Below are 22,931 nucleotides of genomic sequence, written 5' to 3'. Positions count from 1 at the left end.
GTCACATCGGCCCGTGGGCGGGCTGGAAGGTTCCGGTGTGCCCGTCCTCCTCGGCCCGGATGACGTGGACGACGGCATTGATGAGCGCCAGATGGGTGAACGCCTGCGGAAAATTACCGAGGTGCCGACCGGTCTTGGGGTCGATCTCCTCTGCGTACAGCTCGAGGGGGCTGGCGAACGCGAGGAGCCGCTCGCACAGGGCCTTGGCGCGTGGCAGTTCCCCGATCTCGACGAGCGCGGAGACGAGCCAGAACGAGCAGATCGTGAACGAGCCCTCCTCCCCGGACAGGCCGTCGTCCGTGGAGTCGACCCGGTAGCGCAGGACGAGGCCCTCCTCGGTGAGTTCGTCGGCGATCGCGAGGACCGTCGCCCGGATGCGGGGGTCGTCGGCGGGCAGGAACCGCAGCAGCGGGGCGAGCAGCAGCGACGCGTCGAGGGACGGGTGCCCGTAGCGTTGTGTGAGCACCCCGCGTTCGTCGACACCGTGCTCGAGGACGTCGGCCTTGACCTCGTCGGCGAGGTCCGTCCACTGCTGCGCGTAGCTCTTCTCCCCGTGCAGTGCCGCGAGTTTCGCGCCGCGGTCGAGCGCCACCCAGCACATGATCTTCGACGACGTGAAGTGCTGTGGTTCGCCGCGCACCTCCCAGATGCCGCGGTCGGGTTGTCTCCAGTTCTTGACGACCTCTTCGACCTGCCGTTTGAGCAGCGGCCACAGGGTTTCGGGCACCTGGTCGCGGGACCGCACGTGCAGATACACCGAGTCGAGCATGGTGCCCCAGATGTCGTGCTGGTTCTGGTCGTAGGCGCCGTTGCCGATGCGGACCGGGCGGGCGCCGTCGTATCCGTGCAGGTGGTCGAGTTCCTCTTCGACGAGGGTGTGCTCGCCGCCGACGCCGTACATGACCTGCAGCGGTGCCGGGTAGCCGTCCTCGCTGCGGCTCGAGTCGAAGATGAACGAGAAGAAGTCGTTCGCCTCCCGGTCGAGGCCGAGGGTGTAGAGGCCCCACAGCGCGAACGTCGAGTCGCGCACCCACGCGTACCGGTAGTCCCAGTTGCGTTCGCCGCCCGGCGTCTCCGGGAGCGATGTGGTGGGGGCGGCGAGGAGGGCGCCGGTCGGCGCGTACGTCAGCCCCTTGAGGGTGAGGGCGCTGCGCTGCAGGTGCCCGCGCCAGGGATGGTCCGGGAACCGGCCGATCGTGACCCACTGCCGCCAGCACTCGGTGGTCTGCCACATCCGGGCGGCGGCTTCGTCGAACGTCTGCGGGGCCGGCACGTCGGACCAGGAGAGCGCGACGAACGCGTTGTCGCCCTCGACCATGCGGGTACGGGCACGGGCCTCGCGTCCCTCGATCCCGATCCGCAGGTTCGAGGTGAGCCGCAGCGTCGGATGGTCGCCGCCGACGGTTGCCCGGCACGTGGCGGTGGCCTCCTCGTACACCTTGCCGGTGTACTCCCATTCCGCGGGTGCCCGGTGGTAGTCGAACGCGGGTTCGCAGCTCATCTCGAGTTCGACGGTGCCGTTCACACACTTCACGGTGCGCAGCAGGATGTGCTCGGCGTCCCAGTCCGACGGTGTCCGCCGTCGGGTGGGGGAGCGCTGTTCGTTGGCGTGCCAGCGGCCCATCACCAGGGCGTCCCGCACGATCAGCCATCCGGTCTGGGTCTGCCACGTCGTTTCGACGATGAGTCCGCCCGGTAGATACCGGCGGGCCTCGGGGACGTTCTGGCCGTACGGGCCGATCCGGAAGTGTCCGGCACTGCGGTCGAGGAGGGCGCCGAAGATGCTGGGGGAGTCCGGCCGGGGTACGCACATCCACTCCACGGACCCGTTGCGGGCGATCAGACAGTTCACTTCGCAGTCGGACAGGAACGCGTAGTCGTCGATCGGTGGAAAGACGCTGCGATGCTCGGGCAGTGACGTCATCTGTTCATCATCGACCCGGCATCGAGTCCGCGTCCACGATTCCCCGGCGACGGGTACTTTGCCGCAGTCCGATTTCAACCCTCGGCGGCGGGTCCGGCCTCTGTTACTGTCTGCGCCGTGTCCACCGTCATCGCCCACCGCGTCCGCCACGAACTGGCGTTGATCGCGGTCGGTGACCTGGCGGTAGCCGACATTCTCTGTCGCTGAACCGGTTTCCCTGCACCCCGTCACCCGGCCTGCCGCCGGGTGTCCTCTCGTACCACTTCGGCCTGCCGGAAAGGCACTCCTCTCATGCGACTTCGTTCCCGTTCGTTCCTGACCGCCCTCGTTGCGATCACCGCCGCCGTGTCGACGGCGTGCGCGGGTGGTTCGAGTGATGTCACCGGCGGTGGCGAGACCGTCTCCGACGGCAGCGGCGGGACGGTCAACCTGTTCGCGTACGCCGTCCCGAAGCCCGGATTCGACAAGGTCACCGCTGGATTCGCGGACACCGAAGAGGGGCAGGGAGTCCAGTTCAACGCGTCGTACGGGCCGTCGGGAGACCAGTCCCGCAAGGTGCGCGACGGGGCTCGCGCCGACATCGTGAGCTTCTCCGTGGAACCGGACGTCACCCGGCTGGTGGACGCCGGTCTCGTCGACGAGAGCTGGAACCGGGACGCATACCGGGGGATTCCGTTCGGTTCGGTGGTGACGCTCGTGGTGCGGGAGGGGAATCCGAAGAACATCCGGGACTGGGACGATCTGCTGCGGCCGGGCATCGAGGTGGTGACGCCGAATCCGTTCAGTTCCGGGTCGGCGAAATGGAATCTGTTGGCCCCGTATGCTGCTGCGAGCGACGGCGGGAAGAATCCGCAGGCCGGACTCGACTACGTCGAGAAGTTGGTGACCGAGCACGTGACGGTGCAACCCAAGTCGGGTCGCGAGGCCACCGAGACGTTCCTGCAGGGCACCGGTGACGTCCTCGTCAGCTACGAGAACGAGGCCCTGTTCACCGAACGCAAGGGCGATCCGGTCGAGCACGTCACCCCGCCCGTCACGTTCGCGATCGAGAATCCGGTCGCGGTGCTGTCGAACAGCCCGAACATCGACGGGGCGACGGCGTTCCGGGACTACCTGTACACGACCGAGGCGCAGCGGCTCTGGGCCCGCGCCGGGTTCCGTCCCGTCGACCCGGCGGTGGCAGCCGAGTACGCTGCCGACTTCCCGGAACCGCAGCAGCTGTGGTCGATCGACGACCTGGGCGGCTGGGACACCGTCGACACCGATCTGTTCCGGCCGGGCAGCGGCAGCATCGCCGTCGTCTACGAGAATGCGACGAAGTAGGCTGACCGGGTGGATCGAATCGCGAGCTGGTGGGACGGCACCGAACTGTGGGTCGCCGGCCTGCCGTTCGTCCCCCAGGTGATCCTGGTGCTCGCGGTGATGATTCCGGCCTGCTTCGGTATCGCATGGTTGCTCGACCGTGCCCTGTCGGCGGTGTTCACACTGCTGGGGCGCGGCGAGCTCGTCGACCCGACCGGCCGGCCGGCCGAGACGAAGGTGGAGGACTACTAGATGCCGCGCTCCCGCGTGACCATCGCACTGATCGCATTGATCGTTCTGGTCGTCGTCGCGTGGTTCTTCACCCGCTGACACTGCCCGTACAGATGTGGGGCACGGGGTCGGGCTCTGCTAGAGTCGCCCCCGTGCCGCACGTCACCGCTCCCCGAGTCCGCCATGAACTGGCGTTGATCGCGGTCGGCGGTTTAGCGGTCGCCGACATCCACTGTTGTCGATAACAGTTTCGGCGTTCCCCCCCTTTTCGAGTCCGGTCCGTGTGACCGTCGCCCGCTGTCCCGCATCGGGACGCGGAGCCGCCCTGTGCTCGTTTTCTCCCGGACGTCGCTCCCGCTCGGAGTCCGATCCGAGTTTGCTGTGCCCGAATCCCCGCGCGTATCCGCTCGGCAGGAAGGTTGACCCCCGATGAAACACCGCTCCCGTATGTTGCCGACCGTGCTGGTCGCGATCGGTGCCGCCGTGCTGACGGCGTGTAGCGGCGGGCCGAGCGACGTCATGGGCGGTGGCGACATCGGTGCCGACGGCAGCGGAGGCACGATCAATCTGTTCGCGTACGGCGTGCCGAAACCCGGCTACGACAAGGTCACCGCGGCGTTCGCGGAAACGCCCGAGGGGGCTGGGGTGCGCTTCAATCCGTCGTATGGGCCGTCGGGCGACCAGTCCCGCAAGGTGTCGGACGGTGTGCATGCGGATCTGGTGAGCTTCTCGGTGGAACCCGAGATCACCCGGCTGGTGGACGCCGGTCTCGTCGACGAGAGCTGGAACGAGGACGCGTACGGCGGGGTGCCGTTCGGTTCGGTCATCACGCTCGTGGTGCGGGAGGGGAATCCGAAGAACATCCGGGACTGGGACGACCTGCTGCGGCCCGGTGTCGAGGTGGTGACGCCGAATCCGTTCAGTTCCGGATCGGCGAAATGGAACCTGTTGGCGCCGTATGCCGTCGAGAGCAACGGCGGCAAGGATCCGCAGGCCGGACTCGACTACCTCGAGAAGTTGGTGACCGAGCACGTGACGGTGCAACCCAAGTCGGGTCGCGAGGCCACCGAAATGTTCCTGCAGGGCACCGGTGACGTGCTGCTCAGCTACGAGAACGAGGCCCTGTTCACCGAACGCAAGGGCGATCCGGTCGAGCACGTCACCCCGCCCGAGACGTTCAAGGTGGAGAATCCCGTCGCGGTCGTCTCGACCGGCCGCAACCGGGCGACCGCGGTGACGTTCCGGGACTTCCTCTACACGGCGCCGGCGCAGCGCGGGTGGGCCGAGGCCGGGTTCCGTCCCGTCGACCCGGCCGTGGCAGCCGAGTACGCCGCCGACTTCCCGGAACCACAGCAGCTGTGGACCGTCGCCGACCTCGGCGGCTGGGACACCGTCGACCAGGATCTGTTCGATCAGGACTCGGGCAAGATCGCCGCCATCTACGAGAACGCAACCTCATGACGACGACAGCGACCACACCCACACCCACGGCCACCACTCCGAAGGCGACTCCTTCCGTGCCCACACCGACACCCCCACCCCCGAGTCGGACCGCCCGCCTGCGTCGCAGGCTCGCGGTCACCGGGGCCGTCGGCCCGCTCGGCATCGGTATCGCAGCCGTCTGGCTGAGTGTGATCGTGCTGCTGCCGCTCGCGGCGCTGCTGGTGGCCTCCCTCGACGACGGATGGTCCGGCTTCTGGGACGCCGTCACCGCGCCGGGCGCGCTCGCCGCGCTGCGGGTGACGATCCTGGTGTCGGTGATCGTCGCGGTGATCAACGTGGTGATGGGCACCCTGATCGCGTGGGTACTGGTGCGCGACGAGTTCCCCGGCAAGCGGATCATCAACGCGCTCATCGATCTTCCGTTCGCACTGCCGACGATCGTGGCGAGCATCGTGCTGCTGTCGCTGTACGGCCCGCAGAGCCCGATCGGGGTGCACCTCAATGCCACCCAGCCGGGTCTGGTGATGGCGCTGGCGTTCGTGACGCTGCCGTTCGTGGTCCGCTCGGTGCAGCCCGTCCTGATCGAGGTCGACCGGGAGGTCGAGGAGGCTGCCGCGTCGCTCGGCGCGAACAACTGGACGATCTTCCGGCGTGTCGTCCTGCCCACCCTGACTCCGGCGATCATCAGCGGTGCCGGTCTCGCGTTCGCCCGCGCGATCGGCGAGTACGGGTCGGTGGTGCTGATCGGCGGCAACATTCCCCGGCAGACGCAGGTGGCGTCGCAGTACATTCAGCAGCAGATCGAGATCGACCGGCAGACCAGCGCGGCCGCCGTCTCGGTGACGCTGCTCGTGATCGCGTTCGTGACGCTGCTGGTGCTGCGGATGTTCGCGGCCCGCAACCAGCGGCGAGAGGAGCAGTCGCAGTGAAGGTTTCCCCGTTCGCCAGGATTTCCCTGCGCACGATCGTTCTCGCCTACCTCGCGGTGCTGCTGCTCAGCCCGATCGCGGTGATCCTGTACCGGGCGTTCGAGCACGGTGCCGTCACCTTCTATCACGCGATCAGCACACCGGCCGCGATCTCCGCGCTGAACCTGTCGATGATCATCGTGGCGATCGTCGTCCCGCTCAACGTGATCTTCGGTGTCGTCACCGCTCTCGCACTCGTGCGCGGACGGTTCCCCGGCCGCGGGCTGCTGCAGTCGGTGGTGGATCTGCCGTTCGCGGTGTCGCCCATCGTCGTCGGTGTCTCGCTGATCCTGCTGTGGGGTGCCGGCGGCTGGTTCGGCGGCCTCGAATCGACCGGATTCCGGGTGATCTTCGGGCTGCCCGGCATGGTGATTGCCACCATCTTCGTCACGCTCCCGTTCGTGGTGCGTGAGGTCGAACCCGTCCTGCACGAGATCGGTGAGGAACAGGAACAGGCTGCCGCGACGCTGGGCGCGTCGAAGTGGCAGACGTTCACCCGCATCACCCTGCCCGCGATCCGCTGGGGCCTCACCTACGGTGTCGTGCTCACCATCGCCCGCGCGCTCGGCGAGTTCGGCGCCGTCATCATGGTCTCGTCCGGCATCCCCGGGCAGTCGCAGACCCTGACCCTGCTCGTGCACTCCCGCTACATCGACGACCACAACACCTTCGGCGCCTACGCGGCAGCCACCCTGCTGATGGGGATCGCCCTCGTCGCCCTGCTGCTGATGACTCTGCTCGACCGTAAGAGGAGCACGACATGATCACCGTGACCGGAGCCCGCAAGAACTACGGCGACTTCGCCGCCCTCGACGACGTCACCCTCGACATCCCGTCCGGCTCGCTGACGGCGCTGCTCGGGCCGTCCGGCTCGGGCAAGTCGACGTTGCTGCGGTCCATCGCCGGCCTGGAGCACCCCGACTCGGGCACCATCACGATCGCCGGGAAGGACGTCACCGGGGTTCCGCCGCAGAAGCGCGACATCGGGTTCGTGTTCCAGCACTATGCGGCGTTCAAACACATGACGGTGCGCGACAACGTCGCGTTCGGGCTCACGATCCGTAAGCGGCCCAAGGCCGAGATCGCGAAGAAGGTCGACGACCTCCTCGGGATCGTCGGGCTCGACGGTTTCCAGCACCGTTACCCGGCGCAGCTGTCCGGTGGTCAGCGTCAGCGCATGGCCCTGGCCCGGGCCCTCGCCGTCGACCCGCAGGTCCTGCTGCTCGACGAGCCGTTCGGCGCACTCGACGCGAAGGTGCGCGACGATCTGCGGACGTGGCTGCGCCGCCTGCACGACGAGGTCCACGTGACCACCGTCCTGGTCACCCACGACCAGGAGGAGGCGCTCGACATCGCCGACCGGATCGCGGTCCTCAACAAGGGCCGGATCGAGCAGGTCGGCACCCCGCAGGAGCTGTACGACACCCCGGCCAACGACTTCGTGATGTCGTTCCTCGGTCCGGTCGCCCGTCTCAACGGCCGGTTGGTGCGCCCGCACGATCTGCGCCTGGACCGCAGCCAGTTGCCGCAGTCGTTCGCGGCGACCGTGTCCCGCGTCGTGCATCTCGGTTTCGAGGTGCGGGTCGAGCTGCAGCCGAAGACCGGTGCCCAGGCGCTGTCCGCGCAGATCACCCGCGGCGACGCCGAATCCCTCGGCCTGCGTGAGGGCGAGACGGTGTACGTGCGGCCCACCGACGTCGTCGGGTAGATCGGGACGAGAGCGGGAATGCCCGGCGCCGCAGTGCGGTGCCGGGCATTCCCGTGCACGGACCGCTCGTGCGGCCCGCTGCCGGATCTCAGCCGAACAACTGGCCGGCGGTGTCGAGGGACCCGGCGAAGAAGCCGAACGCCTCGAACATCCCGGATGTGGCGTCGGCGAAGTCGACGAAGAACTCGAAGATCGGGACGAGTTCGGTGGAACCCATTGCTGCACTCCTTTTTTCGGATGTTTCCTGCGGATCGGTGCAGAGTCGGCCACATCTGCATCGGTATCGGGTGAGCTCGATTCGAATGCCCGGGACGACTATGCAGCGAACCCTCGATCGGCACAAATAGTGGTATCCGAATATGCGTATGCAGCAATTGTTTTGGCGTTCATCCCGGGTCGTCCGGTGGTGTGGTCAGTGGGCGGATCGCCACGCGGGTAACGTGGGTCGTTCTGCCCGGCGACCGTCGTCGGGCGTCAGGAGGAACGCGAAGTGAGTGCGCACATCCGTGTCGGTATCGCCGGCTACGGCAATCTCGGGCGCGGCGTCGAGACGGCCGTGGCAGTCAACCCGGACATGACCCTGGTGGGGGTGTTCACGCGCCGGGATCCGGGCAGCGTCGCGCCGGAACGCGCCGAGACCCAGGTGTTCGGCTGGGACCGGCTCGCCGAGTTCGAGGACGAGATCGACGTCCTGATCCTGTGTGGCGGCTCGAAGACGGACCTGCCGCAGCAGGGCCCGGAACTGGCGGCCCGGTTCAACACCGTCGACAGTTTCGACACCCACGCCCGCATCCCCGAGTACTTTGCGGCGGTCGACGCCCCCGCCCGCGCGGCCGGCCGGACGGCGCTGATCTCCACGGGCTGGGATCCGGGCCTGTTCTCGATCAACCGCGTGTACGGTGAGGCGATCCTGCCGGTCGGTGAGACCTACACCTTCTGGGGGCGCGGTGTGAGTCAGGGCCATTCGGACGCGGTGCGCCGCGTGCCGGGTGTCGCGGCCGCGGTGCAGTACACGCTGCCGTCGGACGTCGCGATCGCGAAGGTTCGCAGCGGTGCCCGGCCCGAGCTGTCCACCCGCGACAAGCACACCCGCGAATGCTTCGTGGTCCTCGCCGACGGCGCCGACGCCGACACCGTGCGCGAGGCGATCGTCACGATGCCCGACTATTTCGACCAGTACGACACCGTCGTCAACTTCGTCGACGCCGACACCCTCGACCGCGACCATGCGGGAATGCCGCACGGCGGCTTCGTGATCCGCAGCGGATCCACCGGTGACGGCAACGTGCAGACCGTCGAGTACAGCCTGGCGCTGGGCAGCAACCCGCAGTTCACCGCCAGCGTCCTGGTCGCGTACGCGCGGGCCGTGCACCGGTTGAACGCGGACGGCCGGATCGGCGCGCACACCGTGTACGACGTGGCCCCGGGACTGCTGTCGCCGAAGACGCCGGAGCAGTTGCGCGCCGAACTGCTGTAACCGAGGTCAGGCGGGGATCCTCGTCCGGTACGATCCGGCCCGGACTGCGGTGTCGTACCGGGCGAGGGCGACCGCGGCCAGGTTCGGATGCGCTCCGATCGGATCGGCGAACACCACGCCCGGGTCGGCGGCGAGGGCCGCCGCACCGAGGCGATCGGTGAGCAGTCCCGGCGCCAGGAACCACGGGGCGATCACGACACGCCGTGCCCCCTGCACGCGGAGTGACGAGATCGCCTGCTCGACGGATGGCCGCGCGGCGGTCGCGAAGCACACCGACATCGGCCACCGGGTCCCGGCACCAAGAACGGTCGTGAGCCGGTGCACGCGACGGTTCGCGTCGGCGTTCGACGAGCCGACCGCCGCGAGAACCACCCCGGTCTCCGGGTCGTCCGCCGCGGCACCGGTGTCGGCGATCCGGTCGCGGAGCGCGTCGAGCAGCAGGCGGTCGCCGCCCAGGACGTCGGCCTGGACGAGTTCGAGTCGAGGATGTCGGGTGCGGGCCGCGGCCAGGATCCCGGGCAGATCGACTCGTGCGTGGAAGGCGCTGCCGAGTAGCAGCGGCACCACGATCGCCGAGGAATGTCCTTCGGCAGCAACGGTATCGACAACCCGATCCACCGACGGCGCGTTCAGGTCGAGGAATGCGAGCCGGACGTCCAGATCAGGCCTCTGCATCCGCATCGCTGTCACGGCGGCCGCGACCACCCGAGCGGATCGGGGGTCACGGCTGCCGTGCGCGACAGCGACGAGCGGAGGAGGCACGGTAACCATGGGAGGCACCGCCGCCGTCTCAGACCCGCTCACCGAGCTCGACGGCGGCGATCGCATCGCCGACGAGACCGGCCGCGAGCGTGTTGCCGCCCGCCGGATCGATCAGCAGGAAGCTGCCGGTGTGCCGGTCGACGGTGTAGTCGTCGGCGACGATCGGCTCCGCGACACGCACCGAGATCTTGCCGATCTCGTTGAGCTCGAGGCTCTCCGGGGACAGCTCCGAGGTCAGCTCCTGCTCGTCGAGACGCTCGACGAGCGTGCCCACGATCGCCTGCGTGGTGCGGGTGCCGTGCTTGAGCAGCAGCCGGGACCCCGGACGCAGCGGCTTCTCGGCCAGCCAGCACACGGTGGCGTCGAACTCGGCGATCGGCTCGGGCGCGTCCGACGGTGCGGTGATCGTGTCGCCGCGGGAGACGTCGACGTCGTCGGCGAGCACCAGCGTGACGCTGCGTCCGGCGTGTGCGACGTCGAGTTCACCGTCGTACGTGTCGATCCGGGTGACCGTGGTGCGGGTGCCGGACGGCAGCACCACGACCTCGTCGCCGGGGGAGACGGAACCGGCGGCGACCTGGCCGGCGTACCCGCGGTAGTCCGGGAACTCGGCGGTGCGCGGCCGGATCACGTACTGCACCGGGAAACGCAGTCCGATCGATCGCCGGCTGTCGCTGTCCACCGGCACCGACTCGAGATGTTCGATCAGCGTCGGCCCGTCGTAGTACGGCGTGTCGTCCGACGCGATCGCGACGTTGTCGCCGTGCAGCGCCGAGACGGGGATGGCGTGGACGTCCGCGTCGTCCCAGCCGAGCGATCCGGTCAGCGACCGGAACTCGGCGGAGATGTCCGCGAACACCTGCGCCGGGTCGTCGACGAGATCGATCTTGTTGACCGCCAGCACCAGTCGCGGCACACCCAGCAGGGCCAGCACCGCGGCGTGCTTGCGGGTCTGGGAGACGACACCCTTGCGGGCGTCGACCAGCAGGATCACCAACTGGGCGGTGGACGCCCCCGAGACGGTGTTGCGGGTGTACTGCACGTGCCCCGGCGTATCGGCCAGCACGAAGCTGCGCTTCGGGGTCGCGAAGTAGCGGTACGCGACGTCGATCGTGATGCCCTGCTCACGTTCGGCGCGCAGGCCGTCGACGAGCAGCGACAGGTCGGGGGTGGACAGGCCACGGTCGACCGACGCCCGGGTGACGGCGTCGATCTGGTCGGCCAGAACGGATTTCGTGTCGTACAGCAGCCGGCCCACGAGGGTGGACTTGCCGTCGTCGACGCTGCCCGCGGTTGCGAGTCGTAGCAGGTCGCTCATGATCAGAAGTAGCCCTCTCGCTTGCGGTCCTCCATGGCCGCTTCGGAAACTCGGTCGTCGCCGCGGGTGGCGCCGCGCTCGGTCAGCCGGGACGCCGCGACCTCGGCCAGGATGGCCTCGTTGTCGGCGGCCTCGGACAGCACCGCGCCGGTGGTGGAGCCGTCACCGACGGTGCGGTAGCGCACGGACAGCGTCTGTACCTCTTCGCCGTCGCGCGGGCCGCCCCACACCCCGGAGGTCATCCACATGCCGTCACGCTGGTACACCTCGCGCTGGTGGGCGTAGTAGATGCTCGCCAGTTCGATGTCGTCGCGGGCGATGTAGCGCCAGATGTCGAGTTCGGTGAAGTTGCTCAGCGGGAACACCCGCACCTGCTCGCCGGGAGAATGCCTGCCGTTGTACAGGTTCCACAGTTCGGGACGCTGCTTCTTCGGATCCCAGCGGCCGAACGAGTCGCGCAGCGAGAAGATGCGCTCCTTGGCGCGGGCCCGCTCCTCGTCGCGGCGGGCGCCGCCGAACACCGCGTCGAACCGGTTCTCGCCGATCGCGTCGAGCAACGGCACGGTCTGCAGCGGGTTGCGGATCCCGTCGGGACGCTCGGTGAGGCGGCCGTCGGCGAGATAGTCCTCCACGCTCGCCACGTGCAGGCGCAGGTTGTACTTGGCGACGACGTGGTCCCGGAACGCGAGCACCTCGGGCAGGTTGTGGCCGGTGTCGACGTGCAGCAGCGCGAACGGTACCGGCGCCGGCCAGAACGCCTTGATCGCCAGGTGCAGCAGCACCGTCGAGTCCTTGCCGCCCGAGAACAGGATCACGGGCCGCTCGAACTCGCCCGCCACCTCCCGGAAGATGTGGATGGCTTCGGACTCGAGCGCGTCGAGGGTGTCGAACGTGGTGCCGTCGAGCTGGAGTCGCGGCTCGGGGAGGGAGATGTCGATGGTCATGAGGCGTGCAACCCGCATTCTGTCTTGGCCGAACCGGCCCACCGACCGCTGCGCGGATCGGCGCCGGGGAGTGGTTTGACGGTGCACGGAGCGCACCCGATGGAGGGATACCCCTCGTCGACGAGCGGATTCACCAGGATCGAGTGCTCGTCGATGTACGCCTGCATGTCGTCGTCCGACCATGCGGCGATGGGATTGATCTTCACCAGTCCGAACGCCTCGTCGAACGAGATCAACGGCGCGTTCGCCCGGGTGGGGGCCTCGACCCGGCGGATGCCGGTGATCCACGCCCGATAGTTCTGCAGTGTCGCCTTCAGCGGCACCACCTTCCGCAGCCGGCAGCATTCACCGGCGTCACGTGCGAACAGGTTCTTGCCGAGCATCGCGTCCTGTTCGGCGACGGTGTGCTCGGCCGACGCGTTCACGACGTTCACGCCGTACACCTGCTCGACGGCGTCACGGGTGCCGATGGTCTCCGGGAAGTGGTAGCCCGTCTCCAGGAAGAGTACGTCCACGCCGGGACGAACCTGTGCGGCAAGGTGAACCAGCACACCGTCCTGCATGTTCGACGCCACGATGTAGCCGCTGCGCTCGCTCCCCGTCGCTGCGCTCGCCCCGGCCCCGAACGTGTCCTCGGTCCACTGCAGCAGTTCCTGTGCGGACGCCCCCGCGAGGTCCGCCGCCCCCTGCTCGGCGATCCGACGGAGCTCGTCGGTGATCGCAGCACTCAGATCCACGCTCATCGCAAATCCTCCTCGTCGGCACGCACCGCCCACTCGGCGAAGCGTTCGCCGTCGTTCTTGTTCTTGATGAAATTGCGCACCAGCCGGTCGATGTAGTCGGTGGCCTCGTGCGCGAAGATCTTGTGCTGCCGAAGCTTCCGGCCGAACCCGCTGTCGAAGCCGAGGCTGCCTCCGAGATGCACCTGGAAGCCCTCGATCGGGGTGCCGTTCTCGTCGGCGATCAACTGGCCCTTGAACCCGATGTCCGCGACCTGCACGCGGGCACACGAATTGGGGCACCCGTTGAAGTTGATCGTGATCGGCACGTCCAGCTGCTCGTTGAGATCCGCGAGACGCTCCTCCAGAATCGGCACGAGAGCCTGTGAACGGCTTCGGGTTTCGGTGAACGACAGCTTGCAGTACTCGAGGCCGGTGCAGGCGATGAGGTTGCGGCGCCAGCGCGACGGCCGCGAACTCAGCCCCACCGCCTCGAGGTCGGCGTCGAGTCCGGCGATCTTGTCGTCGTCGACGTCGACGACCACCAGCTTCTGGTACGGCGTGAACCGCAGGTCGTCCGTACCGGCCCGCTCCATCGCGTCGGCGATCGCGAACAGCGTGTCACCGGTCAGTCGTCCGGACACCGCCGAAAAACCGACGGCGTTCCGCCCGTTGGACAGTCGCGTCACACCCACGTGATCGATCGGATGCTTCGGCGGCACCGGCGCCGGGCCGTCGATCAGCTTCCGGTGCAGGTACTCGGTCTCGAGCACCTCGCGGAACTTCTGCACGCCCCAGTCCTTGACGAGGAACTTGAGCCGTGCCTTCGACCGCAGCCGTCGGTAGCCGTAGTCGCGGAAGATCGCGACGACCGCCTCCCACACGTCGGGAACCTCGTCGAGGGGCACCCACACGCCCAGACGCTGCGCCATCATCGGGTTCGTCGACAGACCGCCACCGACCCACAGGTCCAGGCCGGGGCCGTGGTCGGGATGTTCGACACCGACGAACGCGACGTCGTTGATCTCGTGGACCACGTCCTGCAGGCCGGAGATCGCGGTCTTGAACTTTCGCGGCAGGTTCGAGTACTCGGGGTTGCCGATGTAGCGGCGCTTGATCTCAGCCAGGGCGGGGGTCGCGTCGAGCACCTCGTCGGGGGACAGGCCGGCGAGTGGGGATCCGAGCATGCCACGCGGGCAGTCGCCGCACGCCTCGGTCGTTTCGAGACCCACGGCCTCGAGCCGTCGCCAGATCTCCGGCACGTTCTCGATCTCGATCCAGTGGTACTGCAGGTTCTGCCGATCCGAGATGTCGGCGGTGCCGCGGGCGAACTCGGTGGAGATACCGGCCAGCGTCCGGATCTGCTCCCGGTTCAACCGGCCGCCGTCGGTGCGCACCCGCATCATGAAGTACGGCGCCTCGAGCAGGTCGGCGTTGTCGTCGCCGGTGAAGGTGCCGTCGTAGCCCTGCTCACGCTGCGTGTACAGGCCCATCCAGCGGAAACGTCCGCGCAGGTCGGCTTTGTCGATGCTGTCGAAGCCGCCCTTCGAGTACTGGTCGATGATGCGGGCCCGCACGTTGAGTGGGTTGTCGTCCTTCTTGATCTGCTCGTTGGCGTTGAGCGGTTCGCGGTAGCCGAGCGCCCACTGGCCCTCGGACGCGCGCTTCTTCGGGCGCGCGGGTCGGGCGGCAGCGGGCGGGGGTGTGCTGGAAACGGCGTCGGTGGTCGACGTCATGGGTGCTCCTGGGGTCGTGAATGTCACGGGCACCGGTCGAAGACAGGAGAGGAGGGCTGCATCCTCGCGGGAATCGTCCTCGACCGGCCGCGTGATACGGGCCGAACGGGAGGGAAGAATGCAGACGCGCGTCGACTGCGCTCAGGGCAGGAGGACGCCGGCTGCTATGCGCCGCAAGGCAGACAACAACAGCTGCAGACACGCTTGAGGTCGACGTGGCGCCGCGCCACCAATCGCACTCCGGTATCCGTCATGCGGGCCATTCTGCCACGGGATTCCGGTGCCGCCGACCGGTGTTCGTGGATTTCCCGCGGAAACGCGGGAAATCGTTCGCGGCGCTCCGCGGGCGACCGGAGGGCGGCTGTCGGGACGACACTGCGGAGGATCGACCGGGTGGCCGGTGACGGGACCGGCGCGGCGTCCTGCACGGACCGGGAAGGGTGGCTACGGTTCGGGTATGGGAAAGATCACAGAAACCCTCGGTCATCTGCTCAAACGACGGAAGGGTCGGCTCCCGGATCCGGAGGGCAAGCAGCTCGACCGGTGGGCCAACGAGGGCGGCGCACTGCCGCCGATCGACACGTCCGAGAGCAAGCGCGACACCGAGTAGGGGCCGACCCGGTCACCGACAGCAGTGTGACCGAAACCACATCCTGGCCGGCGGGTGGAATGCGGGCAACGCTCGGTTCCACCCGTCGGCCCCGGGCCCACGCCGGAGGCTGGGACACTGGTGGGGTGAGTGGTTCCCCCGTCCCGGCCTCCGTCCCCGCGTCCGCGCCGTTCGTCCTGCCCGGTACCGCCCTGTCCGGTGTCGGATCGCGGCCGTTCGGCGTGTACGTCCACGTTCCGTTCTGCGCCACCCGGTGCGGATACTGCGACTTCAACACCTACACCGCAGGAGAGCTGGGGACCTCGGCGTCCCCGCAGTCGTGGCTCGAGGCACTGAAGCGGGAACTCGACCTGGCCGCCGCCGCGACCGGTGCCCCGGCCGCGGACACCGTCTTCGTCGGCGGCGGCACTCCGTCACTGCTCGGCGGTGCCGGACTCGCCGAGGTCCTCGACGCCGTCCGCGGCACCTTCGGACTCGCCGCGGGAGCCGAGGTGACCACCGAATCGAACCCGGAATCCACGTCCCCCGAGTTCTTCACGGCCCTGCGCGACGCCGGCTACACCCGCATCTCCCTGGGCATGCAGTCCGCGGCCGAACACGTCCTGAAGGTCCTCGACCGCACCCACACCCCCGGCCGGGCCGTCGCCGCCGCCCGTGAGGCCCGCGCTGCCGGATTCGACCACGTCAACCTCGACCTCATCTACGGCACGCCGGGGGAGACGGACGCCGACCTGGACGCCTCCCTCGACGCCGTCCTGAGCGCCGGCGTCGACCACGTCTCCGCGTACTCCCTGATCGTCGAGGACGGCACCGCCATGGCCCGCAAGGTGCGCCGCGGCGAACTGCCCGCCCCCGACGACGACGTCCTCGCCGCCCGCTACGAGCGGATCGACGCACGCCTGTCCGCGGCCGGCCTGCACTGGTACGAGGTCTCGAACTGGGCGAGCGGAGCGACGGGGGATATGACGGGGGCCGCCGGGGGCGACGCCCGCTGCCGACACAACCTCGGCTACTGGGACGGCGGCGACTGGTGGGGTGCCGGGCCCGGCGCGCACAGCCACGTCGGCGGGGTGCGGTGGTGGAACGTCAAACATCCGGCCCGGTACGCGGACCGGCTGACGGCGGGGGAGTTGCCCGTCGCCGGCAGCGAAACCCTCACCGCAGAGGACGTCCACGTCGAACGGGTCATGCTCACGGTGCGGTTGCGCACCGGAATACCCCTGGCCGACCTGCGGGACACCGAGCGTGCGGCCGCCGAGCAGGTGGTCGCCGACGGGCTCGCCGTCGTCTCCGGCGGCAGTCTCGTCCTCACCGACCGTGGCCGGCTGCTGGCGGACGCCGTCGTCCGGGACCTGCTCGCCTGACCGCTCAGTCGGTGGGCGGGTTCAGGGCGTCGAAGTCGAAGACCCGCGCGTGCAGCACCGTCCGGTTGCGCAGCGCCGACCGGACCGCGTGGTGGACGCCGTCCTCGAGATAGATCGTGCCCTGCCACAGCACCGCGTGCGGAAACAGGTCGCCGTAGAACGTGGAGTCCTCGGACAGCAGCCGGTCGAGTTCGAGAACCCTCGTCGTGGTCACGATCTCGTCCAGGCGGACCTGGCGCGGCGGGATCCGGGACCAGTCCCGCAAGGTCAATCCGTGATCGGGATACGGCTTGCCGTCCCGGACACCCTTGAAGATCATGGGGCGAGCCTACGGGCCGGCCACGTCACCCGTCTCACCTGTCCGGCGCGGGCCGCGGCGGTGGACGCCCATCGGGCCATTAGACTCGATACCGGGGTCATTCCGGCACTCGTGGCGAAACGGAGGTGCACAGCGATGTCGAGTACCGAGGAACGACGGTTCGAGGTTCTGCGGGCCATCGTCGCCGACTACGTCGCCACGCAGGAGCCCATCGGATCGAAGGCTCTCGTCGAACGCCACAATCTCGGCGTGTCGAGCGCCACGGTCCGCAACGACATGGCCGTCCTCGAGGCCGAGGGCTACATCACCCAGCCGCACACCAGTTCGGGCCGGGTCCCCACCGACAAGGGCTACCGGCAGTTCGTCGACCGCATCGCGGACGTCAAACCGCTGTCCGCGGCCGAACGCCGCGCCATCCTGCAGTTCCTCGAATCCGGCGTCGACCTCGACGACGTGTTGCGCCGCGGCGTCCGGTTGCTGGCCCAGCTCACCCGACAGGTCGCGATCGTGCAGTATCCGACGCTGTCGGCGTCGTCGGTGCGGCACCTCGAGGTGGTCGCGCTCACCCCGGCCCGGCTGCTGCTGGTTCTCATCACCGACTCCGGCCGCGTCGACCAGCGGATCGTCGAACTCGGGGACGTCCTCGACGACGACGACCTGGCCCGGCTGCGGGACCTGCTGGGCGGCGCCCTCGAAGGCAAGCGGCTCGCGGCCGCGTCGATCGCGGTCTCCGAACTGGCCGAGGACGCCCCCGACAACATCCGTGACGCCGTCGTCCGGTCGGCGACCGTGCTGGTCGAGACCCTCGTCGAACATCCCGAGGACCGCCTCGTCCTCGGCGGGACCGCCAACCTCACCCGCAACGCCGCCGACTTCGCGGCCCAGGCCGGCTTCCCCGGATCGCTGCGCTCCGTCCTCGAGGCGCTCGAGGAGCAGGTGGTGGTCCTCAAACTGTTGGCCGCGACACAGGACGCGGGCCGTGTCACCGTCCGGATCGGCGAGGAGACACAGGTCGCGGAGATGCGGGGCACGTCGGTGATCTCCACCGGCTACGGCGCCGCCGGTACCATCTTCGGGGGTGTCGGGGTCCTCGGTCCCACCCGGATGGACTACCCGGGAACAATTGCCTCGGTGGCTGCCGTTGCCCGGTACATCGGCGAGGTCCTCGGCGAGCGCTGATCTGCGCCGCCGACGGGCCGGTCACCGCGTGATGCGAACGAAATAGAGAAGGACGAGAGAACCGAAGTGGCACGGGATTACTACGGCACCCTCGGTGTCGGGCAGAAGGCGACCGACCAGGAGATCAAGCGGGCGTACCGGAAGCTGGCCCGGGAACTGCATCCCGACGTCAACCCGGACGAGGCCGCACAGGCCCGGTTCCGGGAGGTCTCCACCGCATACGAGGTGCTGTCCGATCCGGAGAAGCGCCGCATCGTCGACCTCGGCGGTGACCCGCTGCAGCAGGGCGGCGGAGCCGGCGCGGGCGGATTCGGCGGCGCCGGATTCGGTGGTGGCCTCGGTGACGTGTTCGAAGCGTTCTTCGGCGGCGGCGCCGGCGGCACGTCGCGAGGTCCGCGTGGCCGCGTCCAGCCGGGAGCCGACTCGCTGCTGCGCACCAAGCTGACGCTCGCCGAGTGCGCCACCGGCGTCACCAAGACCGTCACCGTCGACACCGCGATCCTGTGCGACGGCTGCGCCGGTTCCGGCACGCACGGCGACTCGAAGCCGATCCGCTGCGAGACGTGTGACGGCGTCGGCGAGGTGCAGTCGGTGCAGCGGTCGTTCCTCGGCCAGGTCATGACGTCGCGCCCGTGCCCGACGTGCCGCGGCGCCGGTGAGACCATCCCCGACCCGTGCCACAAGTGCGGTGGCGACGGCCGCGTGCGGGCCCGCCGCGACATCACCGTCAAGGTCCCCGCCGGTGTGGCCGGCGGCATGCGGATCCGGCTCGCGGCGCAGGGCGAGGTCGGCCCCGGCGGCGGACCGGCCGGCGACCTGTACGTCGAGGTCATCGAGCAGCCGCACGACGTGTTCGTCCGCGACGGCGACGACCTGCACTGCACCATCCGCGTCCCCATGGTCGACGCCGCCCTCGGCACCACCGTCACCCTCGACACCGTCCTCGACGGGCTCACCGAGATCACCGTCGACCCGGGCACCCAGCCCGGCTCGGTGTCGGTGCTGCGCGGCCACGGCATGCCGAAGCTGCGGACGACGGTGCGCGGCGACATCCACGCGCACCTCGAGGTCGTCGTCCCCACCCGCCTCGACAGCAAGCAAACCAAGCTGCTGCAGGAGTTCAAGAACCACCGAGACCGGGATCACGCGGAGGTCGTCTCGACCGGATCGCAGAACAGCGGAGGCCTGTTCTCCCGGCTGCGCGACGCGTTCAGCGGCCGCTGACGACCGATGGCCGCAACGGTCTTCTACCTCGATCCGCTCCCAGGTGTCGGACAGCCGGCGGTGCTCGACGGCCCCGAGGGCCGGCACGCCGCGACCGTGCGACGCATCAGAGCCGGTGAACGGCTACTGCTCGCCGACGGCCGCGGCGGCATCGCCGACGCCACCGTCGTCGCCGCCGGGAAGGACCGCCTCGACCTCGAGGTGACCGCCCGCCGGGACCAGCAGCCGCCCACCCCGGCGGTGACGCTCGTGCAGGCGCTACCGAAATCGGAACGCTCCGAACTCGCCGTCGAACTCGCCACCGAGGCGGGTATCGACGCCGTGATCCCGTGGCAGTCCGCGCGCTGCGTCGCCCGCTGGGAAGGCACCAAGACGGCCAAGGGGGTCACCCGGTGGCGCAACGCGGCGGTCGCCGCGGCCAAACAGTCACGGCGCTCGTTCGTCCCCGACGTCGCCGACCTGCACCACACCCCGCAGATCCTCGAGCAGGTCCGCGGAGTCGTCGCACGCGGCGGGATCGTCGCCGTCCTCCACGAATCCGCGCAGACGCCGTTCGCATCACTGCCGTGGCGCGACGCCCCCGAGGCGATGCTCGTCGTCGGCCCCGAAGGCGGACTGTCCGACGACGAGATCACCGCCCTCACCGACGCCGGCGCCACCGCCGTGCTGCTCGGCCCCACCGTCCTGCGCACCTCCACCGCCGCCGCCGTCGCCCTCGGCGCCATCGGGGTCCTCACCGACCGCTGGACGTCGGAGCCGGTGCAGTAGACATGGCCAGGACACGGATCGAGTACGGCCCGGAGTCGCAGCAGTTCGGGCACTTCTATGCCCCGGAAAACCCTGTGGCCGAGCCGGTTCCGGTGGTGATGGTGATCCACGGCGGCTACTGGAGCGGCAAGTACCACCTCAACCTGGGAACCGCGTTCTCGGTGGAGTTGGCGCGCAGCGGGGTCGCGGTGTGGAACGTCGAGTACCGGCGCCTCGGTGCGGGCGGGCGGTGGCCGGAGATGTCGTCGGACATCGTCGCGGCCCTCGACGCGCTCGCCGGGCCGGTCGCGGACGCGTCGCCGGTGCCACTCGACCTGGACCGGGTGCGGGTGGTGGGGCATTCGGCGGGCGGCCAGCTCGCGATCTGGCTTGCCGGGCAACACGATACGACGGTCCGGCCGGAACTGTTCGTGTCGCAGGCCGGCGCGCTGGACATGGCGTCGGCCGGCGAACGCGGCCGCCGCATCGACTACATCGAGGACCTGTTCGGGGTGCCGTTCGACGCCGACCCCGACCTGTACCGGTCGGGGTCGCCGCAACACCGGCTCCCGATCGGGGTGCCGGTCGCGGTCCTGCACGGCACCGAGGACGCCCAGGTGCCGGCGAAAGTGGCCTCCCGCTACCACGACGCCGCCGTCGCGGCCGGTGACCCGGTGCGACTGCACCTGATCGACGGGGAGGACCACTTCGCGTTCCTCGACCCGAACACGGTGAGCTGGAAGCTGTCCCGGGAGATCCTGCTCGGGTAGTGGTTGCCGGCCGCGACGGCGGTGGGATCGGTTCCCTAGCGGGCCGACCCGGTGACCTCGATGATGTTGACCTGCAGCTTCGGGACGGTGGTGCTGCCGCCGGCCTGGGTGTCGTAGGTGAAGGAGCCGAGCACTTCCGCGTGCATGGTGACCAGATCGTTCTCGACCACGTTCTCGACCAGGGCGGTGGTGTCTCCGACGATCAGGGTGTTCTGGTCGTAGTCGTACACGCTGTCGGGGACGGAGGGTGCGGTGCGGGCGAGGAACTGGCTCGTCCCGGTGGCGGAGTCGAACTGGGTGACGCGGCCGTACACGACGACCTTGCGGCCCACCGCGGCTGCGGGATTCTTGGCGATCAGCGCGAAGTCACGTGTGCTGAGCTGTTCGTAGGTGGCGGGGTCCTTCTTCGCAGCTTCTTCGGCCTGTCGTTTCGCGGCTTCTGCGGCGGCCGCTTCCTGCCTCGCCTTGGCTGCGGCGGCGTCCGCCTGCCGGCGGGCCTCAGCCTGCTCGGGGGATTCGGTCGGTGCGGCCGAGGTGGTCGGCGCGGCAGCGGTGTCCGCGGCACCGGAGTTTGCGCAGGCGGTGAGGACGGACAGTGCGGTGACTGCGGTTCCGATCGCGAGTGCGGTGCGGGTGAAGGTCGTCATCGAGTGCTCCTCGTGATGTGGGCGATATCAGGAACCGGTGGCCATCAGGCCGACGACGGTGGGCAGTGCGGCGCTGCCGACCACTGCGCTGCCGACGACGGCCGAGCCGACCAGCGGCCCCGTCAGATCCGGTGCCGGTGCCGGTGCCGGTGCGGGGGTTTCGGCGAGACGAGTCCAGGTGCGGCAGTTCCAGGTGTCGAATGCGGCGTCGGTGGGTTCGATCCGCACCACGACGCGGTCCTTGCCGTAGACGTAGGCGATGGCGTCGTCGTATTCGCCGCTGAATCCGGAGAGGCGGGTACCCCAGCAGTCGAAGTCGGTGTCGACGGCGCCGGCGGAGACGTACAGGCCGGGTTCGATGTCGACGCCGACGATGTAGGTGCCTTCGCCGGTGATGCTGGTGGCGGCCGCGTTCGCGGTGCCGGTGGCGCCGACGGCGAGGGTGGCGGCAGCGAGGGTGGTGCCGAGGACGGCGGTGATGGTGCGCATGATGTTCCTCCGATGGGTGGTGAGGGCCCGCGACGGTGTTGCTGCGGGCCGGTGGTGTGTGGGTGTCAGGCGGCGTGGGTGAGCAGGGGCGCGACGATGTTGCCGGCCACTGCATGCCGGATCTGCTGAGGGATGTCGGCTTCGTGTCCACGGCGGGCCGCCACGGCGAGCCGGTGTGCGGCCTCGTTGAGCGTGTGGCCGTTGTGTCCGCGCACCCACGAGTAGCGGACGGCGAGTCCCCGGGTGCGGTGGCGGATGCGGTCGACGGTCGCCGAGGCGTCGCCGTGGTCGATGCGGTCTGTACCGAGGCAGGCGAGTGCGGCTCTGCTGTCGGTGAGGACGTGCAGCGGACGGTTCGGGAAGCTGGTTACGGCGAGTTCGATGGCCAGCAGTTCGCCGTGCAGGACGGAACGCACGTCCTCCACCACTTTCTGGCGGTGGATGCCGTCGGCGCTGACGCAGGCGACTCCGACGCCGCGGCGGCGGGTGCACTTCGAGGCATCGGTGGCCACCAGCAGTTCCGGTTTCGGGGCGGTGGTCGGCTCCGGTTCGGGCCGGAGGGACGCGAGGTGTGCGGAGATGGCGGTGCCCGCGGTGTGGAGCAGTGCCGGGATCCGGCCGCGGGTGGTGGTGACGAACTGTACCGCCGGGAACGATGCAGCGACGGCGGTCAGTGCGGCGCGGGTTTCGGCGTGGCCGACGTACAGCACCGGCGGGGTCGGCTCTGCGAGGGCCTGTCGGTAGATCGATTCGAAGGCGTCGAGGACGGTGGCCTGCTGGGCCTGGGCCTGGGCCTGGGCGTCGGCGCCGGGCCGGGTGAGCACGTCGGTCCGCACGCTGTCACCGTCGGCCAGCGCGATGCCGGCGACGGTGAGATCGTGCTCGGCACTCTGTCGGGTGTGGATCACGGCGACTGTCATCGGTGGCTCCTGTCGGTTGTCATTGCTGAGACAACACTGCGACAGGAGCGGTCTTGGAGGCCAAGAGGAACGCGATAACGGGGGTTATCGACGATGTGTAATACATAAGTTGATTTCCGGGTAATGTTTC

27 protein-coding genes are annotated in these 22,931 nt (G+C 69.1%); 15 read left to right on the top strand and 12 right to left on the bottom strand.

Going from position 1 to position 22,931, the window contains the following annotated elements; genetic code table 11:
- Position 1: 1 nt before the first annotated feature.
- On the bottom strand, positions 2–1,924 hold the full coding sequence (locus tag Q5696_RS13685) for a glycoside hydrolase family 15 protein (protein WP_305091878.1): 1,923 nt from the start codon (positions 1,922–1,924) through the stop codon (positions 2–4).
- Between the two features lie 117 nt (positions 1,925–2,041).
- Here Q5696_RS13685 and Q5696_RS21505 point away from each other — a divergent pair, with 117 nt between their 5' ends.
- The 8 genes from Q5696_RS21505 to Q5696_RS13655 all read left to right on the top strand — a co-directional run bounded on the left by Q5696_RS21505 (position 2,042) and on the right by Q5696_RS13655 (position 7,576).
- A complete protein-coding gene (locus tag Q5696_RS21505; RefSeq protein ID WP_370654792.1) occupies positions 2,042–2,131 on the top strand; it encodes an Ms4533A family Cys-rich leader peptide in 90 nt (29 codons plus the stop codon).
- A gap of 84 nt (positions 2,132–2,215) precedes the next feature.
- Positions 2,216–3,247 (top strand): sulfate ABC transporter substrate-binding protein, encoded by a 1,032-nt coding sequence (locus tag Q5696_RS13680; protein WP_305091877.1) that lies wholly within the window; start codon positions 2,216–2,218, stop codon positions 3,245–3,247.
- A gap of 9 nt (positions 3,248–3,256) precedes the next feature.
- The gene (locus tag Q5696_RS13675) at positions 3,257–3,478 is read left to right on the top strand and encodes a hypothetical protein (protein WP_305091876.1); all 222 of its coding nucleotides are present in this window, start codon (positions 3,257–3,259) and stop codon (positions 3,476–3,478) included.
- Positions 3,373–3,702, top strand: a complete 330-nt coding sequence (locus tag Q5696_RS21500; protein ID WP_370654791.1) for an Ms4533A family Cys-rich leader peptide — start codon at positions 3,373–3,375, stop codon at positions 3,700–3,702. The genes Q5696_RS13675 and Q5696_RS21500 overlap by 106 nt, the downstream gene beginning before the upstream one ends.
- A 184-nt stretch (positions 3,703–3,886) precedes the next feature.
- Complete coding sequence (locus tag Q5696_RS13670; protein WP_305091875.1) at positions 3,887–4,918, top strand: extracellular solute-binding protein; 1,032 nt, start codon at positions 3,887–3,889, stop codon at positions 4,916–4,918.
- The gene (gene cysT / locus Q5696_RS13665; RefSeq protein WP_305091874.1) at positions 4,915–5,829 is read left to right on the top strand and encodes a sulfate ABC transporter permease subunit CysT; all 915 of its coding nucleotides are present in this window, start codon (positions 4,915–4,917) and stop codon (positions 5,827–5,829) included. Before Q5696_RS13670 ends, cysT begins: the two co-directional genes overlap by 4 nt.
- The gene (gene cysW / locus Q5696_RS13660; RefSeq protein WP_305091873.1) at positions 5,826–6,632 is read left to right on the top strand and encodes a sulfate ABC transporter permease subunit CysW; all 807 of its coding nucleotides are present in this window, start codon (positions 5,826–5,828) and stop codon (positions 6,630–6,632) included. Before cysT ends, cysW begins: the two co-directional genes overlap by 4 nt.
- On the top strand, positions 6,629–7,576 hold the full coding sequence (locus Q5696_RS13655; RefSeq protein ID WP_305091872.1) for a sulfate/molybdate ABC transporter ATP-binding protein: 948 nt from the start codon (positions 6,629–6,631) through the stop codon (positions 7,574–7,576). The genes cysW and Q5696_RS13655 overlap by 4 nt, the downstream gene beginning before the upstream one ends.
- A gap of 88 nt (positions 7,577–7,664) precedes the next feature.
- Here the strand turns inward: Q5696_RS13655 and Q5696_RS13650 are convergent, their stop codons facing one another.
- Positions 7,665–7,793: a hypothetical protein gene (locus tag Q5696_RS13650; protein ID WP_305091871.1), complete on the bottom strand. Its 129-nt coding sequence runs from the start codon at positions 7,791–7,793 to the stop codon at positions 7,665–7,667.
- A 273-nt stretch (positions 7,794–8,066) separates the two neighbouring features.
- Here Q5696_RS13650 and Q5696_RS13645 point away from each other — a divergent pair, with 273 nt between their 5' ends.
- Positions 8,067–9,053, top strand: coding sequence for a diaminopimelate dehydrogenase (locus Q5696_RS13645; RefSeq protein WP_305091870.1), 987 nt, complete (start codon positions 8,067–8,069; stop codon positions 9,051–9,053).
- Between the two features lie 6 nt (positions 9,054–9,059).
- Here the strand turns inward: Q5696_RS13645 and Q5696_RS13640 are convergent, their stop codons facing one another.
- From Q5696_RS13640 to Q5696_RS21495, 6 genes are all read right to left on the bottom strand, one after another.
- The gene (locus Q5696_RS13640) at positions 9,060–9,824 is read right to left on the bottom strand and encodes a sirohydrochlorin chelatase (RefSeq protein WP_305091869.1); all 765 of its coding nucleotides are present in this window, start codon (positions 9,822–9,824) and stop codon (positions 9,060–9,062) included.
- A gap of 19 nt (positions 9,825–9,843) precedes the next feature.
- On the bottom strand, positions 9,844–11,133 hold the full coding sequence (locus tag Q5696_RS13635) for a sulfate adenylyltransferase subunit 1 (RefSeq protein WP_305091868.1): 1,290 nt from the start codon (positions 11,131–11,133) through the stop codon (positions 9,844–9,846).
- A 2-nt stretch (positions 11,134–11,135) separates the two neighbouring features.
- The gene (gene cysD / locus Q5696_RS13630) at positions 11,136–12,077 is read right to left on the bottom strand and encodes a sulfate adenylyltransferase subunit CysD (RefSeq protein ID WP_305091867.1); all 942 of its coding nucleotides are present in this window, start codon (positions 12,075–12,077) and stop codon (positions 11,136–11,138) included.
- A complete protein-coding gene (locus Q5696_RS13625) occupies positions 12,074–12,820 on the bottom strand; it encodes a phosphoadenylyl-sulfate reductase (RefSeq protein WP_305091866.1) in 747 nt (248 codons plus the stop codon). Before Q5696_RS13625 ends, cysD begins: the two co-directional genes overlap by 4 nt.
- Entirely contained in the window at positions 12,817–14,532 is a 1,716-nt protein-coding gene (locus Q5696_RS13620) for a nitrite/sulfite reductase (RefSeq protein ID WP_305091865.1), read from the bottom strand. The genes Q5696_RS13625 and Q5696_RS13620 overlap by 4 nt, the downstream gene beginning before the upstream one ends.
- Before the next feature lie 164 nt (positions 14,533–14,696).
- On the bottom strand, positions 14,697–14,786 hold the full coding sequence (locus Q5696_RS21495; protein ID WP_370654790.1) for an Ms4527A family Cys-rich leader peptide: 90 nt from the start codon (positions 14,784–14,786) through the stop codon (positions 14,697–14,699).
- Positions 14,787–14,989: 203 nt separating this feature from the next.
- On the opposite strand from Q5696_RS21495, the gene Q5696_RS13615 reads away from it, so the two are divergent.
- Positions 14,990–15,142 (top strand): hypothetical protein, encoded by a 153-nt coding sequence (locus Q5696_RS13615; protein WP_305091864.1) that lies wholly within the window; start codon positions 14,990–14,992, stop codon positions 15,140–15,142.
- Positions 15,143–15,201: 59 nt separating this feature from the next.
- Positions 15,202–16,506, top strand: coding sequence for a radical SAM family heme chaperone HemW (gene hemW, locus Q5696_RS13610; RefSeq protein ID WP_370654931.1), 1,305 nt, complete (start codon positions 15,202–15,204; stop codon positions 16,504–16,506).
- Between the two features lie 4 nt (positions 16,507–16,510).
- Here hemW and Q5696_RS13605 read toward each other — a convergent pair whose 3' ends face one another.
- Complete coding sequence (locus tag Q5696_RS13605; RefSeq protein WP_305091862.1) at positions 16,511–16,825, bottom strand: type II toxin-antitoxin system VapB family antitoxin; 315 nt, start codon at positions 16,823–16,825, stop codon at positions 16,511–16,513.
- 135 nt (positions 16,826–16,960) lie between these two features.
- Here Q5696_RS13605 and hrcA point away from each other — a divergent pair, with 135 nt between their 5' ends.
- The 4 genes from hrcA to Q5696_RS13585 all read left to right on the top strand — a co-directional run bounded on the left by hrcA (position 16,961) and on the right by Q5696_RS13585 (position 20,745).
- Positions 16,961–18,004, top strand: coding sequence for a heat-inducible transcriptional repressor HrcA (gene hrcA, locus Q5696_RS13600; RefSeq protein ID WP_305091861.1), 1,044 nt, complete (start codon positions 16,961–16,963; stop codon positions 18,002–18,004).
- Between the two features lie 66 nt (positions 18,005–18,070).
- The gene (gene dnaJ, locus Q5696_RS13595) at positions 18,071–19,228 is read left to right on the top strand and encodes a molecular chaperone DnaJ (protein ID WP_305091860.1); all 1,158 of its coding nucleotides are present in this window, start codon (positions 18,071–18,073) and stop codon (positions 19,226–19,228) included.
- A gap of 6 nt (positions 19,229–19,234) precedes the next feature.
- Positions 19,235–19,996 carry a 16S rRNA (uracil(1498)-N(3))-methyltransferase gene (locus Q5696_RS13590; RefSeq protein ID WP_305091859.1) on the top strand — a complete coding sequence of 254 codons (762 nt, stop codon included), beginning with the start codon at positions 19,235–19,237 and terminating at the stop codon, positions 19,994–19,996.
- A 2-nt stretch (positions 19,997–19,998) separates the two neighbouring features.
- Positions 19,999–20,745: an alpha/beta hydrolase family protein gene (locus Q5696_RS13585; RefSeq protein ID WP_305091857.1), complete on the top strand. Its 747-nt coding sequence runs from the start codon at positions 19,999–20,001 to the stop codon at positions 20,743–20,745.
- A 35-nt stretch (positions 20,746–20,780) separates the two neighbouring features.
- Here the strand turns inward: Q5696_RS13585 and Q5696_RS13580 are convergent, their stop codons facing one another.
- The 3 genes from Q5696_RS13580 to Q5696_RS13570 form a co-directional block, all read right to left on the bottom strand.
- On the bottom strand, positions 20,781–21,392 hold the full coding sequence (locus Q5696_RS13580; RefSeq protein ID WP_305091856.1) for a DUF2510 domain-containing protein: 612 nt from the start codon (positions 21,390–21,392) through the stop codon (positions 20,781–20,783).
- Positions 21,393–21,419: 27 nt separating this feature from the next.
- The gene (locus Q5696_RS13575; RefSeq protein ID WP_305091855.1) at positions 21,420–21,881 is read right to left on the bottom strand and encodes an Rv1352/Rv1906c domain-containing protein; all 462 of its coding nucleotides are present in this window, start codon (positions 21,879–21,881) and stop codon (positions 21,420–21,422) included.
- Positions 21,882–21,946: 65 nt separating this feature from the next.
- Positions 21,947–22,801: an RNase H family protein gene (locus Q5696_RS13570; protein WP_305091854.1), complete on the bottom strand. Its 855-nt coding sequence runs from the start codon at positions 22,799–22,801 to the stop codon at positions 21,947–21,949.
- Positions 22,802–22,931: the final 130 nt, after the last annotated feature.

The sequence above is a fragment of the Prescottella sp. R16 genome, from assembly GCF_030656875.1.
Taxonomy (GTDB): Bacteria; Actinomycetota; Actinomycetes; order Mycobacteriales; family Mycobacteriaceae; genus Prescottella.
Note: the sequence above shows the minus strand (reverse complement) of the source record. Positions and strands in the feature narration are given on the sequence as shown.

What these genes read in the sequence shown, in the direction of transcription:
- Q5696_RS13685 (WP_305091878.1), bottom strand. Translation starts at nt 1,924, where the DNA reads ATGACGTCACTGCCCGAGCATCGCAGCGTCTTTCCACCGATCGACGAC.
- Q5696_RS13680 (WP_305091877.1), top strand. Translation starts at nt 2,216, where the DNA reads ATGCGACTTCGTTCCCGTTCGTTCCTGACCGCCCTCGTTGCGATCACC.
- Q5696_RS21500 (WP_370654791.1), top strand. Translation starts at nt 3,373, where the DNA reads ATGGTTGCTCGACCGTGCCCTGTCGGCGGTGTTCACACTGCTGGGGCG.
- Q5696_RS13670 (WP_305091875.1), top strand. Translation starts at nt 3,887, where the DNA reads ATGAAACACCGCTCCCGTATGTTGCCGACCGTGCTGGTCGCGATCGGT.
- cysT (WP_305091874.1), top strand. Translation starts at nt 4,915, where the DNA reads ATGACGACGACAGCGACCACACCCACACCCACGGCCACCACTCCGAAG.
- Q5696_RS13655 (WP_305091872.1), top strand. Translation starts at nt 6,629, where the DNA reads ATGATCACCGTGACCGGAGCCCGCAAGAACTACGGCGACTTCGCCGCC.
- Q5696_RS13650 (WP_305091871.1), bottom strand. Translation starts at nt 7,793, where the DNA reads ATGGGTTCCACCGAACTCGTCCCGATCTTCGAGTTCTTCGTCGACTTC.
- Q5696_RS13640 (WP_305091869.1), bottom strand. Translation starts at nt 9,824, where the DNA reads ATGGTTACCGTGCCTCCTCCGCTCGTCGCTGTCGCGCACGGCAGCCGT.
- Q5696_RS13635 (WP_305091868.1), bottom strand. Translation starts at nt 11,133, where the DNA reads ATGAGCGACCTGCTACGACTCGCAACCGCGGGCAGCGTCGACGACGGC.
- cysD (WP_305091867.1), bottom strand. Translation starts at nt 12,077, where the DNA reads ATGACCATCGACATCTCCCTCCCCGAGCCGCGACTCCAGCTCGACGGC.
- Q5696_RS13625 (WP_305091866.1), bottom strand. Translation starts at nt 12,820, where the DNA reads ATGAGCGTGGATCTGAGTGCTGCGATCACCGACGAGCTCCGTCGGATC.
- Q5696_RS13620 (WP_305091865.1), bottom strand. Translation starts at nt 14,532, where the DNA reads ATGACGTCGACCACCGACGCCGTTTCCAGCACACCCCCGCCCGCTGCC.
- Q5696_RS21495 (WP_370654790.1), bottom strand. Translation starts at nt 14,786, where the DNA reads ATGACGGATACCGGAGTGCGATTGGTGGCGCGGCGCCACGTCGACCTC.
- Q5696_RS13615 (WP_305091864.1), top strand. Translation starts at nt 14,990, where the DNA reads ATGGGAAAGATCACAGAAACCCTCGGTCATCTGCTCAAACGACGGAAG.
- hemW (WP_370654931.1), top strand. Translation starts at nt 15,202, where the DNA reads ATGCGGGCAACGCTCGGTTCCACCCGTCGGCCCCGGGCCCACGCCGGA.
- Q5696_RS13605 (WP_305091862.1), bottom strand. Translation starts at nt 16,825, where the DNA reads ATGATCTTCAAGGGTGTCCGGGACGGCAAGCCGTATCCCGATCACGGA.
- hrcA (WP_305091861.1), top strand. Translation starts at nt 16,961, where the DNA reads ATGTCGAGTACCGAGGAACGACGGTTCGAGGTTCTGCGGGCCATCGTC.
- Q5696_RS13590 (WP_305091859.1), top strand. Translation starts at nt 19,235, where the DNA reads ATGGCCGCAACGGTCTTCTACCTCGATCCGCTCCCAGGTGTCGGACAG.
- Q5696_RS13585 (WP_305091857.1), top strand. Translation starts at nt 19,999, where the DNA reads ATGGCCAGGACACGGATCGAGTACGGCCCGGAGTCGCAGCAGTTCGGG.
- Q5696_RS13580 (WP_305091856.1), bottom strand. Translation starts at nt 21,392, where the DNA reads ATGACGACCTTCACCCGCACCGCACTCGCGATCGGAACCGCAGTCACC.
- Q5696_RS13575 (WP_305091855.1), bottom strand. Translation starts at nt 21,881, where the DNA reads ATGCGCACCATCACCGCCGTCCTCGGCACCACCCTCGCTGCCGCCACC.
- Q5696_RS13570 (WP_305091854.1), bottom strand. Translation starts at nt 22,801, where the DNA reads ATGACAGTCGCCGTGATCCACACCCGACAGAGTGCCGAGCACGATCTC.